The 15,757-nt window shown below is 52.4% G+C and carries 9 protein-coding genes; 2 read left to right on the forward strand and 7 right to left on the reverse strand.

Annotated features, from left to right (window positions below; translation table 11 throughout):
- On the forward strand, nt 1–830 hold an 830-nt coding region (locus B5F54_RS17815), incomplete at its 5' end, for a hypothetical protein (RefSeq protein WP_442856141.1).
- A 775-nt stretch (nt 831–1,605) separates the two neighbouring features.
- A complete protein-coding gene (locus tag B5F54_RS16625; protein WP_087235273.1) occupies nt 1,606–7,419 on the forward strand; it encodes a family 16 glycoside hydrolase in 5,814 nt (1,937 codons plus the stop codon).
- A 346-nt stretch (nt 7,420–7,765) separates the two neighbouring features.
- On the opposite strand, the gene B5F54_RS16630 is transcribed toward B5F54_RS16625, so the two are convergent.
- The 7 genes from B5F54_RS16630 to B5F54_RS16660 all read right to left on the reverse strand — a co-directional run bounded on the left by B5F54_RS16630 (nt 7,766) and on the right by B5F54_RS16660 (nt 15,572).
- Nucleotides 7,766–9,775 carry a thioredoxin domain-containing protein gene (locus B5F54_RS16630; protein WP_087235274.1) on the reverse strand — a complete coding sequence of 670 codons (2,010 nt, stop codon included), beginning with the start codon at nt 9,773–9,775 and terminating at the stop codon, nt 7,766–7,768.
- A complete protein-coding gene (locus B5F54_RS16635) occupies nt 9,768–11,207 on the reverse strand; it encodes an FAD-dependent oxidoreductase (RefSeq protein WP_087235275.1) in 1,440 nt (479 codons plus the stop codon). The genes B5F54_RS16630 and B5F54_RS16635 overlap by 8 nt, the downstream gene beginning before the upstream one ends.
- A gap of 143 nt (nt 11,208–11,350) precedes the next feature.
- On the reverse strand, nt 11,351–12,280 hold the full coding sequence (locus B5F54_RS16640) for an AraC family transcriptional regulator (RefSeq protein WP_087235276.1): 930 nt from the start codon (nt 12,278–12,280) through the stop codon (nt 11,351–11,353).
- A gap of 230 nt (nt 12,281–12,510) precedes the next feature.
- Nucleotides 12,511–13,434: a SufB/SufD family protein gene (locus B5F54_RS16645; protein ID WP_243254901.1), complete on the reverse strand. Its 924-nt coding sequence runs from the start codon at nt 13,432–13,434 to the stop codon at nt 12,511–12,513.
- Nucleotides 13,431–14,156: an ABC transporter ATP-binding protein gene (locus B5F54_RS16650; RefSeq protein WP_087235278.1), complete on the reverse strand. Its 726-nt coding sequence runs from the start codon at nt 14,154–14,156 to the stop codon at nt 13,431–13,433. Before B5F54_RS16650 ends, B5F54_RS16645 begins: the two co-directional genes overlap by 4 nt.
- Before the next feature lie 109 nt (nt 14,157–14,265).
- Entirely contained in the window at nt 14,266–15,276 is a 1,011-nt protein-coding gene (locus B5F54_RS18465) for a GNAT family N-acetyltransferase (RefSeq protein ID WP_087235279.1), read from the reverse strand.
- A gap of 74 nt (nt 15,277–15,350) precedes the next feature.
- Nucleotides 15,351–15,572 (reverse strand): hypothetical protein, encoded by a 222-nt coding sequence (locus tag B5F54_RS16660; RefSeq protein ID WP_087235280.1) that lies wholly within the window; start codon nt 15,570–15,572, stop codon nt 15,351–15,353.
- Nucleotides 15,573–15,757: the final 185 nt, after the last annotated feature.

Raw genomic sequence — 15,757 nt, forward strand, 5'->3', positions numbered from 1 at the left:
CATATGACAACTTGCAGGCAGCGATCGACAAGCTGGAAATGCGTGCGGATATGTCCATCCTCCAGAACACGGTGAACGAGGCGAACGGCCTTGACCTGAACCTCTACATCGACGACGAAGCCATGGCGGCCTTCAAGACGGTGCTGGCAGAGGCGGAAGAACTGCTTCTGAACGCAGACGCAGCGCAGGCTGACGTGGATGCAAAGGCAGTGGAGCTGTCCAATGCAATGGCAGCCCTGCGGAAGATCCCGAACAAGGATGAGCTGAACAAGCTGATCGCGGAGATGGAGCAGAAGGATCTGGACGGCTACACCGACCGCAGCGTGGCAGCCTTTAAGGCGGCATTGAGCGTTGCGAAGACGGTTGCCGCGGATGCGAATGCAGACGAGCAGGCGGTCGCAAAGGCATATACCAACCTGGAAGTTGCCGCGAATAACCTGGTCAAGGCGGAGAAGCCGGGCACAGGCAACAGCGGCAAGGGCAGCACGTCTGCCAACATCGGCAACGCATACGGCGCAGCGGGCGTTGTATCCGCAGCCCAGGGCGTGACCAACCAGCAGGCCTATGTGGTTTCCGACACGACGGTCAACTTCACGTTGAAGAGAGGCAGCGCATACTGCTTCAAGATGACGGTCGTCAACGGCAACAACATGGTGCCGGGCTTCACGGTTGGCAACGGCGATGTGCTGAAGACGCAGTTCGTGGCGAAGATCGGCAACGACTACTATTACAGAGTCTATGCAACCGGCACGCCGGGCCAGAGCACGGGCGTTTACACCACCCTGCCGGGCAATGCCCCAGTGAAACACTGTGCAGTAACGATTGCGTAGGAGCTTTCGTAGGACTTCCTACGTGGAGCACAAAACAAACCAATCGCGGTTTGCTTCCGTGGTTGCCGCCGTAGGCGCGAAAGACGCTGCGCGTCCGCGTAAGACGTTACACGTCCAGTGAAGTATTGTGCCGTGACGATGGGATAAATGCTTCTAAAGGACACTCCCTTGTGGAGCGAAACACGCCATAATCGCGGTTTACTTTCGTGGTTGCCGCCAGAGGCGTGTCCCGACTGGAGGTCCTTCCCTATAAGCAACGAGGGCCCAGTCCGGGAGTTTTCCCGAGGCTGGGCCCTTTTCTATATTCCATGCTTTTCTTTTTCAGATCGGATGCAGAACGATGGCTTCCTGTGTCTTTAGGCGTTTTTCCCCTTGTTCTTGTAGGACTTTCCCTGTGGAGCGGAAAGTAAACTCCTCGCAGTTTGCTTTCGTAGGGAACGCCGTAGGCGCGGAAGGCACTGTGTGCCCGCGTCCCGACCGGAGGTCCGCGAAAGACGCCGTGTGTCCCCTAATAAACAGCAAGGCCCTCACCCCGGGAGAATTTCTGGGGTGGGGGCTTTTTGCGTGTTTACGGTATTTTATGGAGCGGCCTATTCAAAAGGTTAGAAATTGTGTGTTGAGAGGCTTTTCTAGTTAGATAGTAAATTTTAAAATGCACAAAAAATTGTAAAAGAATCCAGGAAAACTGTAAATACTCGTGCGCGTTAGACTGCTATACTGATAGACGTAAAATTGGCATAAGAATGCCAAAATTTGAATAGGAGGAGTGAATTTTATGAAAAGAACTGGAAAGCTTTGGCGGCGAGTCTCGGCCTGCGTTCTGGCGGTGTCCATGATTTGTAGTATGGCAGTACCGGCTTCCGCCGAAGCGGAGTCCTCCCGACGAGGAAATGTCAATTATGTTTCCAATCAGGGAGAGTTGTTGGAAACCCCGCTGGTGCAGCTGCCTCTGGGAGCAGTAAAAGCGCGTGACTGGTTGGAGAACCAGCTTTTGCTGCAAAAGGACAATTTGACCGGCAATATGAAAAAATTCAACAATTACAATTATGAGACCAGTGAATGGCTCAACCACCAGAGCGGGGATAACTGGGAAAAAGGCACCTACTTCTTCCGCGGGTTGGTGGCATTGGCGTATGCGTTAGATGATGCCGAATTAAAAGAAGAGGCGCAGCAATGGGTGGAGGCGATTTTAAGCAGCCAGACGGAGTCAGGCGCTTTTGGCCCCACCAGCAGCTTGGGAAATTGGTGGTCCCGTATGCCTGCCCTGATGGGAATGCGCGATTATTATGAGGCTACCGTTCACCAAGGGAATCCGGATGAGCGGGTACTGCCTTTCTTTGAAAAATACTACCGTTATCAGGCAAAAGAACTTCCCAACCGGCCTCTAAGCGATTGGGGCGACGCCCGCGGGGGAGACAATCTCGAATGTGTTTTCTGGTTTTATAACCAGGTATATGATCCCGCAGACCCGGAAGCCAGCCAGTGGTTGCTAGATCTAGGTACATTGCTCTATGAGCAGACTTGGGATTGGCAGGACAAATGCAACAATACGACGATACGTGAACACGTTGTCAATACCACCCAGGGAATTAAGGCGCCGCCGGTTTATTATCAGTTCAGCGGCGATGAGGCGGATAAAGTCGCCTATCGTAATGGTATTTTCAATTATAGTGTGGATCATGGCCGAATTGACAATCAGCCCAATGCCGATGAACGGGCTAGGGATAATCGTTCGACACGCGGCAATGAGACGTGCAGCGTGGTGGAAGGATTGTTGACAGCGGAAATATCGGAGCGTATCTTTGGAGACGTCTGGACGGCGGATCACATGGAACGCTTGGCATACAATTCGCTGCCCGCTTGCTTTACGCCGGACTTCAGTGGACAGTGCTATTATCAGCTGCAAAACCAGGTGATCTCCACAGTGGGATACCATGAGTTCGATTGTGACCACGGTGATGACATCGCTTATGGCGCTCCGGCAGGATACGAATGCTGTTTCCCGAACTGCCACATGGGATGGCCAAAATTTGTCCAGAATATGTGGATGGCAACAGAGGACAATGGGCTTGCGCTGGTAGCCTACGGCCCAAACAGTGTGACCGCTAAGGTTGCAGACGGAAAGACGGCACAATTTGTGCAGGAAACGGATTACCCCTTTAAGGATGCAATCCACCTGACTTACAACGGGGAAACCGCGGAATTTGAACTAAAACTGCGCATCCCGGAATGGTGCGAAGCTCCGGAAGTTTCGGTCAATGGAGAGGAACAGGAAGGCGTTATTACCGGCGAATATTATACCATCAAACGCGACTGGCAAGCCGGTGATGAAGTCGACGTACGCCTGCCGAGCGAATTGGAGACCTCCACCTGGTACAACGATTCGGTTGCTGTGGAAAAAGGCCCCCTGATTTTCAGCCTCAAGATTGAAGAAGATTGGCGCACAGAAGACAGCAACGACGCCCGCGACATTCAGCAGGCACATCAGGAGCAGTCCCCTCTGCGTGAAATTTATCCGGCAAGCCGTTGGAACTATGGATTGATTGTCAACCGGGAAAATCCAGCGGAGAGCTTCGAGCTTGTGGAAGCAGAAGATGTGGCGCTTCAGCCCTTTAGTGTGGACAATGCGCCCGTTATCCTAAAAGGGAAAGGCCAGATCATCCCGTCTTGGACGTTGGACGGTAATATCGCCGGCCCGCAGCCCTTTGGCCCGACCCCATACGATGAAAGCTTGGTCGAGGATATCGAGCTGATTCCCTATGGATGCGGCCGCCTGCGTGTTACCCACTTCCCCAAAATCGGAGAACCTTCCGATACAATCATAAAGACAGCGGATGTGGATGCGAAGGAAGTTACAGTCCATGGAACTACTTATCAGGAATTTGACAATGTTGTGGTACCCGCAGCGCGCGACTATACCCTGGAAATTCGCGGCGAGGGAACGGGAAGCGTCATCATTAACGGAAAATATTCTCAGGAGATCGATCTTTCTTCCGGACCGGCGACCATTGAAAACCTGAAGGGATTGATCCCCGGAGACCTCCGTTTTGATGCCGGCCAATACAACAATATCCGTTTGGTGGATGCACGGGCCGATCAGATCGAAGTGATTCCGATTCGCCGGACAGTGGATACCATCAAGATTGTCCACACAAAGCGTTCGGACGATGTAGTGAAGGTCATTACAAACCTTGATCCCCAGGAGACGCCGTTCCGCGTGGAATATGGAACGCAGGAAGGGGTCTATACCAACACGGTCACTGGGTTTGAAACAGGGACGATCACACTTTCAGGCATTGATCCAGAAGAGACCTGTTTTGTACGGATTGCAGCCGTTATTAAAGGCGAAGAAGTTACAGCAGAATGCGCTGTTGAACCTGGTTCGGAGGATATTCTAAAGCCAAATCCCGATGTACCACAGGCTTCTTATACCGGATTTGGGACCGTCGAAGATACAGAACGCGATTGGCTTCTGTATGATCCGGAAGGTTTGGTAGAAATCCAGGAAACACCGGACAACCGCTCGCAAATTCATTTCGGAGTAGGCGAGCGCGTAAAAGCGGTTTTGGATCTGGAAGAAGCTTACGATTGGTCGGACTATGTTGCAGAAGCACAAGTTACCATTGATAAAAACGAATACCGGGATGTAGGGCTGATTTTCCGCGGAACAAAGTTCGGCAACAATGCGGATGAATATTATGGATACTACGCCGGTATCGGCAAAAATGGTATTGTGATAGGCTATGCTGACGGAGGCTGGAACCAGCTTGCTGGGATTCCGCGCGATTTCCAGGCAGGCCAGACTTACACCATTAAGGTAGTCGCCCGCGATGAGTACTTTGCAGTCTATGTAGACGACGAGCTGGTATACCGCTTCCATGATAGCCGTTATGCGGTTGGAACCGTTGGTTTCCGCTCTTGGAAAGAAGCCTTTACGGCGAATGGAGTCCAAGTCCGTCCGGTGACAGAAGAGGATTTGAAGGTCTTTGAAGGTTTTGTAAATGAGGATGATCAGCCGGATTCGGAATATCCACCTTATGTGGAAGCGAATTTCTCGGATGATTTTTCCGATGTAGACGCTTCCAATGCCGCTTGGACGAAGCATGGTGCAACTGACAAAATTCAGATTTCCGATGGATTGTTGCACTTTGGTTCAGACGGCGACGTCAAGGCAATGGCGGGAGACGATGTATGGAGCGATTATGTTGTCAAGGCCGACATCACGTTGACACAGGACAACACACAAAATGCCGGTATTATTTTCCGCAGTACCAATGAAGGCACTGGAGCCAATAATTTCCATGGGTATTACTTTGGCATCGGACACAATTATTGGATTATGGGCTATGGCGATGGAAATTGGTATCAGTTGGCCAGAGAAGAAGGATTTGACTTTAAAGTGGGGGAACCCCACACACTTCAGGTCGTTGCATGGCATGATACCTTCCAATTCTACATTGATGGAGAATTGGTATACCGTTGGGCAGATGCAAACAGCCGCTATCAAACCGGCAAAATCGGTATGCGCAGTTATCAGCGCAGCTTTGATGTGGATAACGTCCTTGTGCGGCCGCTAAGTGCGGAAGAGCTGGAGGAAATGCAGAAACCCACTGTATTGGACGTAGATGTCACTTCCGCGTACAATACCCTGATGGCTTACTATCCGCTGAATTCCGGCGCAAACAGTTATAAAGTGCTGTATGGAACCGAGCCCGGTGTTTACACCCATGAGGAAACCAATATTGCTCATCACCCAAGCCATGCGAAGGATAAAGTGGCTTTCACCGTTCCAGAGGCGGGGACTTATTATGTTAAACTTGTTGCCCTCAAGGACAATACGGTGATTGCAAACTCGGAAGAATTGGAAATCACGACCGATTTCCGCGCGGACACCACGGAAGACCGCGAGAAATTGGCAGATGTTTTGGCACAGGCAAAGGCGGTTGATACATCCAACTTTACTGAAACCAGCTTGGCCCGTTTGGAGCGCGCCATTGCAGATGCGGAAGCACTCCCAGAGGATGCCAGCCAGATGGCAGTCTGCATTGCAAGGAGCATTCTTTATGCAGCCATGACCACGCCGAATTCCCCGGACTTCCCCAATGAGCCGGAAGTGCCGTCCGAGCACATGCTGACGGTCACCTTCCCGAACACCGTTGAACTGAGCATCGATGGCGAGAGCCAGACGATTGCTAACCTGATCGGCGCATATAAAGACGTCGTGATGGCGGATACCGAGCTCAATCTGACCTTCACGCCGAGAGTGGACGGCAGAGAAATTGCAGGCGTCACCGTGAACGTCGAAGCCATTGCGGAAGACAGCTTTGACGTTGCCGAATATGTCTACAGCGCGGTCATGCCGAACGCAGATACCACGATCGAGCTTGGCTTCACAGTGGTAGACAAGCAGAACCTGCGCGCTGCCATTGAGATTGCAGAGGGCAGAGCGGACGAGGCCGATGCGGCTGTTCCGTCCGTAAAGGAGAAATACGAAGCAGCCTTGCAGGCAGCGAAGGACGTCGAAGCAAAGAAGACCGCAACGCAGGACGAGATCAACACCGCATGGAGCAACTTGATCGACGCACTGCATTATCTGAGCTTTGTCGCAGGCGATAAGAGCCAGCTGGAAATCCCGATGGAGATCGCAGAGTCCATCAACCGCGACCTGTTCACGCCGGACAGCCTGGCAGCGCTGGACGAAGCGTATGCAGCAGCACAAGACCTGCTGGACGATGAAGAAGTCCTGGAAGCGGACATCACCGCAGCAGTGGATGCGCTGTATGACGCTATTTATGGCTTGGTCTACCGCGCAGACATCACCGAGCTGGAAGCGCTGGTCCTCAAGGGCGACGGCATTGTTGCAAATGCGGATCAGTACACCCAGAACGACGCATGGACGAGCTTTGAGACCTCTCTGGAAGAGGCAAAAACCGTCCTGGCAAATGAAAACGCAACGCAGGATGCGGTGGATACCGCAGTGAAAGACCTTACGGCAGCGATCTCCGCTCTGCGCATGATCCCGAATAAGGATGCGCTGGAAGCATTGATCGGGGAAGCCGAGGCAATCAATACCAATAAGTACACGACGAAGAGCGTGGCAACGATGAAGGCCGCATTGAGCACGGCAAAGGCAGTTTTGAACGACGACCAGGCGACCGAAGAAGAGGTTGCGGATGCAGTCGAAGTGCTGGAGAACAGCATCGACGGCCTGGTCGAGAAGAGAACCTCCACGAGTTCGAAGGGCAGCACGTCTGCCAACATCGGCAACGCATACGGCGCAGCGGGCGTTGTATCTGCAAGCCAGAGCGTGGCAGCGAATGCGTATGTGGTTTCCGATACGACGGTGAACTTCACCTTGAAGAGAGGCAGCGCGTACTGCTTCAAGATGACGGTCGTGAACGGCAACGCCATGGCGCCGAGCTTCACGGCCGGCAACGGCGATGTGCTGAAGACGCAGTTCGTGGCGAAGGTTGGCAACGACTACTACTACAGAGTCTATGCCATCGGCACGCCGGGCCAGAGCACGGGCGTTTACACCACCCTGCCGGGTCAGAACGCTACAAAACACTGCACGGTAACGATTGGCTAAGTATTTCCTTAGGGCTTTCAATGTGGAGCAAAAAGCGAACTCCTCGCAGTTTGCTTTCGTAGGGAACGCCGTAGGCGCGAAAGACGCTGTGCGTCCGCCGTAGGCGCGAAAGGCACTGTGTGCCCGCTGTGCGTCCGATTGGATAATCGAAGATACTAGAATAAAGGGGAAAGGGCACTGCCTTTCCCTGAAAACGGCAAGGACCCAGTCCTCGGAACTCCGAGGCTGGGTCCTTGCTGTTTTTAGAAAAATTTTGGCTCAGGGAGCAGAATCATCTGCTTCATCGATAGGAATACGGACAAAGACTTTCCGATTTTCCATAGGATTTCTTGCTACGATGAAGTGTTCATAGCATTTCTTTCAGTTGTTCCAGTTGCTCTACCGGCGCCAGACAAGCCCCATTTCGGCATAGATAATACATCACACCGTTTGCCGGGATAGGATAATTCGCGGTATATGGAGCAATTTTTTCCAAGGCCGGTGCATTATTTGTGTTTTTCACCAAGATATGGATAGGTTGCTTTCGAAGAAACGGTTGGGACTCGGACGGGACAGAACCAACGGTAGAACATAAGAGGCTCTTTGGCGGATCTAAGGCCTCTTCCAACGCCAAAAGTGCAAAACAATGCGCCATGGAAAAATCGGCAATATTCCCTGCGAGAAAACGAAGCTGAAGATCCGCATACGTGCGCCAATCTGGTTCATTCGTCAGCGCAGCCAGACGAACCAGCACAAGCGTTGCCACCGCGTTGCCGGAAGGAAGCGCACCGTCATAGAATTCCTTGGGGCGGGTCAGCAGTTGTTCTGCATCCGATGCATAAAAGTAAAAACCACCGTGTTGGTTGTCGAAAAAGGAATGAACCATCGTTGTGGCAAGCGTAACCGCTTCGTCAAAATAGGAAAAATCAAAGGTTGTATGGTACAATTCAAGCAATGCCCAGGCGTAATAGGCATAATCATCCAATTGCCCTGGATAGGCCGCTTCTCCTGCCCGCCAGCGCACCAGAAGGCGGCTGTCGGCCGTGCGCAGATGCCTTTGCAGAAATGCGTGCGCTTGTTGCGCAGCTTCTAAATAGCGGACGTCATCCAAAACAGTATAAGCCTTCGTGAAGGCTACAATCGCCAGAGCATTCCAAGAGGTCAAAATCTTATCGTCCAGATGCAATTCCAGGCGGGAGAGGCGGTACTGGTAGACGGTTTTGCAAAGGCTTTCTATCTCTGCGGGCGGCTCCGTGTAAAGCGGATGATCCAAGAGATTGGGAAGATTCTGTCCTTCAAAGTTTCCACGGGGTGTGATCCCGAAATACGCACAGAAAGCAGCGCTATCCTTGGGGCCAAGTAGATGCTCGATTTCCTGCGGCGTGAATCCGTAATATGCCCCTTCCTTTCCGTCACTGTCCGCATCCTGCCCGCAGTAGAACCCTCCCTCCGGGGAGGTCAATTCCCGCAAGAGATATTGGAGCGTCTGCTCTGCCATCGTACGGAAAAAGGAGCGGCTGGTCATTTGAAATGCCTCCAGCGTGGTATAGGCGAGAAGCGCGTTGTCATAGAGCATCTTTTCGAAATGCGGAATGAGCCAACGACGGTCCGTGGAATAGCGGGAACAGCCGCCTCCGATATGGTCAAAGAGGCCGCCGCGATACATGTGGCCGAGCGTTTGGAGAGCCATTTCTTGCACTTTGCGATTTTTTGTCCGCGCCGCATACCGAAGCAAAAAGAGCAAATTGTGGCACATCGGAAATTTGGGCGCGGCCCCGAATCCTCCATAGTGGGGGTCGAAACGATCCTGTAATTGGCGAACCGCCCGGTCGGATAAAGACAAACTTGGCTCGGCTGCCCTGTGAAACTGCGCGGAGCGTTCTTGGAGTTCCGCGGCGATTTGCTCGCTGGAATGTAAAAGCATCTCCGGTTGTTCACGCCAGAGCTTAGAAACCTCTTGCAGCAGCTCTATAAGCCCCGCTGTTCCATATTGGGCATGTTTAGGGAGGTACGTTCCAGCGAAAAAGGGCTTTTGTGCAGGTGTCATCAAAATCGTGAGGGGCCAACCACCGGAACCGGTAAGCGACTGGCAAACCTCCATGTAGACCGTGTCGATGTCGGGGCGCTCCTCACGGTCTACTTTGATGGAGATAAACTGTTGATTTAGCAGATCGGCAACCTCTTCATCCTCAAAGGATTCATGTTCCATCACATGGCACCAATGACAGGTGGAATAGCCGATGCTCAAAAAGATGGGCAGGTTGTTTTGCTTTGCTACACGGAACGCCTCCGGCCCCCAGGGATACCAATCCACCGGGTTGTGGGCATGCTGCAAAAGATAGGGCGATTTTTCATGGATCAGATGATTTTCATGCATGGGGAAGATCCTCCTGTGCGGGATTATCCAGAAGATTGCCTTTATAATCGAACCGGGAGCCATGGCAAGGGCAGTCCCAGCTTTTTTCGTCCGAATTCCATTCCAATTGGCAACCCAGATGCGGGCATTGCACAGACACGACGAAAATCTCCCCGTGTTCGTCTTTATATACGCCCGCTTTTTTGCCGTCGTATTCTACAATTCCGCCGTGTCCTGGCGAGAGGGCGTCCAGCTCCGCGCGCGGTGGATTGAAGAAGGTACGCGACAACCCGGCGGTTGCATGCGCTGTTTCCTCGATCAGCATTTTGGCAGATGCAGAGGGCTTGAACCGCTGTGGAGAGAAGACTTCGGCGTCCGGATGGTTTCGTCCCATGATTTGGCTGGTCAAAATCTGTGCCGCCACCATGGAGGAAGTCATTCCCCATTTTTGGAACCCTGTGGCGACATACCAATGGGGCGTTGAGGAGGAGAACGGGCCGATGTAGGGAACGCCATCCAAGGTCATGCAATCCTGTGCAGACCAGGCGGCAATTTCACGGCTTTCCGGCCAATAGCGCTGTGCCAGCCGGCGCAGACGGGCATATCGCCCGCCTGCGGCATTTTCTCCGGTGCGGTGGCTTCCCCCGCCGAGAAGGAGTACATTTTCATCCGGCCGGAAGGAAAGCCCGTTCTCGTCGATACCAAGATACATTCCTTCCATCTTAGCGGTATTTTCCAATGCCAGCACATAGCTGCGCTCCTGATGCATGCGCATAAAATAATATCCCGGCATGTTAAGAAAGGGGTAATGGCAGGCAAAAACAATCGTTTCGGCCATCACCACCCCATGCGGCGTCAAAAGGCGATGCTCTTCTACCGATTGGACGGGCGTATGCTCGTAAATTTCCAAATGGGAAGCGACTGCCCGCAAAAAGTGCAGGGGGTGGAAACGCGCCTGTCCGTCAAAGCGGACCGCAGCGCGGACCGAAAAAGGGAGTTCGGTACGCCTAGTAAAGTTTGCCTCGATGCCCAGCCTTCTGGCCACTTGTGCCTCCCGGACGAGGGGTTCCTCTTCCAGGGTGGAATACAAATAGGCAGGACATTGGGTGAATGCACAGTCAATGTCCAGTTCCGCGATCAGAGTGCGGTAGTGTTCCAATGCCTTTTGATTGGCGTGTGCGTACTGCTGAGCCAATTCTTCGCCAAATTGTTCGACTAGGCGGGCATAGAGCAAACCATGTTGGGAGGTGATTTTGGCGGTAGTATTTTTGGTTTGCCCGCTTCCTATCCGCTCGGCTTCCAGGACCACCGGGTGAAGCCCTGCTTTTGCGAGAAAGTAGGCAATTAAAATGCCCGCCATTCCCCCGCCGATTACCGCGACATCTGCACGGAGCTCTCCGCGCAGTGGGGGATAAGCGGGCATATCCGTTGTTTTACTCCAAAGCGACTCCATCAAGAACGAAACGCCTCCCTTCCATCCTTTTGGGAAAAGAGAGGAAAGAAATCTGTTTGATACATAAAAAACCGCCCTTCCATAAAGAAGTGATACTTCTAGTCTTTGAAAGGGCGGAAAAAATATACAGTGGATTGGAAGGGTCAGGTGGCAATCTGGACGGAAGGCCCCTCGACAGAGACGTCTTCCTCTGCGCGCAGCTTGACGGAGGAGGCGTATTCCGTCGGGGTCATTCCTGTGATGGCCTTAAACCGGCGGGAAAAATAATGGATGGTGGAGAACCCAAGCGCGTGTGCAATCTCTGTGAAGTTTTGCCCGCCCTGGCGGATCAGCCGTTTGGCGGCCTCAATCTTGAGCCGGCAAAAGTATTCCATCACCCCGCCTCCCGTTTTGGCGCGAAACATTTTTTGCAGGTTCGAGCGGCCGATCAAATTGTCCTGGCATACATCATCCAATGTGAGGCTGCGGTGAACATTGTTCTCCAAATACGTGATGATTTTGGTGAAGGTGTCCTGGTTGGCCTTTTCGCGGATGGAGGAACTAATTTTTAAATTTGCATCGACGATATTCCCTTTTCGAATCAGGTCGATCAGCATTTGTTCCAGGCTGATTCGAATCAGTTGTTCCGCCCCAAAGGGAGCGTTTTCGCGCCGCTCTAAGGGTTGCGAAGGCGGAGCGTCCAAAGGAGTCGCGTATGCATTGCGCGCCTCGCGGATCATGGCCGCCAAGAGCAGGCTTTCCGAATCGCTCACACGAAGAATTTTGTGCTCGAAGAAACGCATGGCGGGGGAATGGCAACAAAAATTAACCAGAATTAAGTTGGGTGTATGCGCTCCCCGGACCGATATGCTGTGGACCTCCTCCGGTTTATGGAAGATAATATCCCCCTTCCGAAGAAGATAGATGGCATGTTCCGTAGACACTTCAACTTGCCCATTGTCCACATAAAGAAACTCCCAGCAGTCATGTGCAACTTTTGAGGAAGAGAAGTCCTGTGTAAATTCATAATAATGTACAGAAATTAAATAATCGAGTGCGATTCCTTGATTGACCAGCGGGCTAAAAACATCCATGTCCTCACCACATTTCTTTTGCTTGGTTTCGTTCCCTTAAAGCCGTTTAAGGATATGATCGATAGAAACATTTTACACTAAAATTTTAAAATTTTCAATAGATTACTATGTAAATATACATTGAAAAAGGAGGCTTGCAGAGAAATTTTGTCATTAACACGACATAACAAAAGCACCATCGAATGTGCAGACAGCGAATCCGATGGTGCTTCCATTGAGCGAATCTATGCTTATTCCAAAAATCCTTCCACGATGCGTGTTTCGGCTTCCTTTTCCGTCAAACCGAGCGTCATGAGTTTGATCAACTGCTCGCCGGCAATCTTGCCGATTGCCGCTTCATGGATCAGGGCAGCATCCACGCAATTGGCGCTGATTTCCGGAATCGCGCTCACACAACCGTTGTCCATGATGATGGCGTCGCATTCCGAATGCCCGGCGCACTTGGCGTTGCCGTTCACCTTGGAGAGGAAGAGCTGTTTCGAATCGTCGCGCGCAACCGAACGCGAGACGAGATGCGCGCTGGAATCCGTCCCATTCAGATCAACCTCAAAGCTTGTCTCCGCATACTGCTTGCCGTGCGTCATGATTTTTTCCTTAATGACCAACTTTGCGCGATCCTGCAAAATGGCCTTCGAGAAGCGCTTGGTGGAATCCACACCCTTGATTTGGGTGGTTTCCATCTCCATATAGCTGTCTTCCGCCGCTTCGATATATGTCTGCGGGTTGATGATGCGTTCACCCGTACCCTCGCCCATGCCGATATGTTTCTCCACATAGACGACCCGTGCATTTTTTTCGAGGAAAAAGCGGTGGATGCCGTTGTGCTCCGCACCGTCGCAGCCGTCGGAATTGACGCCGCAGCCGGCGACGATTGTCACATCGGCATTTTCTCCGATGTAAAAATCATTGTAGACCAAGTCCTTGACACCGCTGTGCGTGACCAGCGCGGGGATGTAGATCTTTTCGCCTTTGGTGTTGTTCTTGACGATGATATCGATGCCAGGGCGGTCCGTCTTGGATTCGATGCGGACGTTTTCTGTATTTTGCCGTCCGGCACATTCCGAATCTTCGCGGATATTAAAAGCCGATTTCGTCGGTTCGCCCTTCCAATCGGCGACCAATTCCAATAACTTTTTTGCAATGTTGTCCATCATACACCCTCCTCTCGCGGGCAGAAGTGGCAGGTATCTGTTCCGCCCAGCAGCTTGGGCAGCACTTCCTCGCGCGTCCCCTGCGTCAAGACTTTTCCGTTGGAAAGCACCACGATCTCGTCGGCAATTTCCATGATGCGCTCCTGATGGGAAATGATGATGATCGACGAACCGTGGATGCCGTCGTGCAGCTTACGGAATACCTGAATCAAATTTTGGAAGCTCCACAGGTCGATGCCGGCCTCCGGCTCGTCAAAAATAGAGAGCTTTGTCCCGCGCGCCATGACCATGGCGATCTCGATGCGCTTGATTTCGCCGCCGGAAAGGCTTGCGTTGACCTCACGGTCCACATAGTCGCGCGCGCAAAGGCCGACTTCCGAGAGATATTCGCACACCCCGGAGGTGGTCAATTCCCGGCCGGCAGCCAGCGTGATGAGGTCGCGCACCTTGATACCCTTGAAGCGGACCGGCTGCTGAAATGCATAGCTGATCCCCATACGCGCACGATCTGTGATGCTGGCGTTGGTAATATCCTGGCCGTCAAAGAGAATCTGGCCGGACGTCGGCTTGAAAATGCCGGCGACGATCTTTGCCAATGTGGACTTTCCGCCGCCGTTTGGCCCAGTGATCACGACGAATTTTCCACTCTCCACATTGAGGGAAACGTCGTTTAAAATGTCCTTGCTATCGGCAAGGTTGAGAGATATATTTTTTAATTCCAGCATAAAAATTCCTCCAAAGGGACCGCCGGAAAGGGGCGTACCCTTTTATTGTAGATAAATTTACTCCAATTTATCTCTATTATACCAATGCCATGCAGAAAAGGCAATGCATCTACGCAATTTGTTTGCGGTAGCGCACGATGGTGACCGGTTTCCCCAGCGTCAACTCTTGGCGGCCTTCGTCCGGAAGGAAACCGTAGTGGGCGTAGAAAGCGCGCGCCGGTTGATTTTCTTCCAGTACCCAGAGGATTGCCTCCCGGCAGCCGAGCGCCTTTAGTTTCTCCAAGGCCCAATCCATCAACGCGCGGCCAAATCCCTGCCCTTGAAATGGAGGGAGAAGATACAGGCCCTTTACATCCCCAACGTTGGCATCCTCTGTGGGGCAGAAGGCCAACATGCCAGCGGGGACGCCGTCCACATAAACGATGTAAAATTGCTCATTGGAACGATTTTCCCAGGATTTGCGCAGAGCGGCGGTCCTCTTTTCCGGCGTGTATTCCTGCTCGAGAAAATCATCCGGCAATATCCCGCGATACACAGAACGCCAGGACAACGCATGCAGGCGGCCGTATTCCTCCAGGAGCGTTTCATCCAACGGGCAGAGCTCCAAACGCTGCGCGATACTTTGACGCGCGACCGTGCGCAGAGTGTCCCCTGTGAGACGGTAGGTTGTCCATTCGCTCATGGGCACCGCGCCCATGGACCGGTAAAAATCGATGCTTGGCTGGTTCCAGTCAAGGCAGCTCCATTCCAGACGCCCGCAGCCACGTGCAACGGTGATGGCCGCGAGGCGCTCCAACAGGGCTTTGCCATAGCCATTTCCGCGCTTTTCCGGCAGGACAAACAGGTCCTCCAAATAGATGCCCGCGCGCCCCAAGAAGGTGGAAAAATTGTGGAAAAAGAGGGCCATGCCGACCGGAAACCCTTGTTCCTCGCCGATCAGAACCTCGGCCTTTTTCTTCTCAAAAATCCATTCCCGCAGCAGGGCGTCGTCCGCGATTACCTGGTCGGACATGCGCTCGTAATCTGCCAGGGCGTGAATAAATCCTAAGATGGCGGAAATATCCGCTTCTTGTGCAAAGCGGATGTGAAACGAGTTTTGTGCAGGGGTTGGCTTGTCCATCGTTTATTTCCTTCCTTTGTGCAAATGCCCGGCATCCCCGGCGGCGTGACATCCAGGGGTGGCCGGGCACGAAATTATAGTTTGAAATCTTCCGGATTGTATTCGCGCAGCGGCGGTAGATTCTGCGGCGTGCGCTTGAGCGGATCATAGGAAAAGCTGCGGCATTCGCCTTCCGGTGTGCGGTACTTCCCCAATTGACAGACGCATGCCCCGTCAAAATCCGAACTGTGTGCACAGTATTCGCAGCGGACTTCGATATCACTGCGGAAAAATTTTTTGATCCCTTTCCAGGCCATGTTGCATCTCCTTTGCCGGTTGTCCTTGAAACCATACCATAGGCTAACTATTATAGCAGAATTTCTGCAAAAATTCCACTATTGCTTTGCAGTTTCGATTCGGTTGTCTGTAGAGCTACAATACATGTTGGACAGAAGAGCAAGTAAAAGCAAATAAAAAAGTAGAAGGACAGAGCCTTCATAGG

The organism is Anaeromassilibacillus sp. An250 (assembly GCF_002159845.1).
Lineage (GTDB): Bacteria > Bacillota > Clostridia > Oscillospirales > Acutalibacteraceae > Anaeromassilibacillus > Anaeromassilibacillus stercoravium.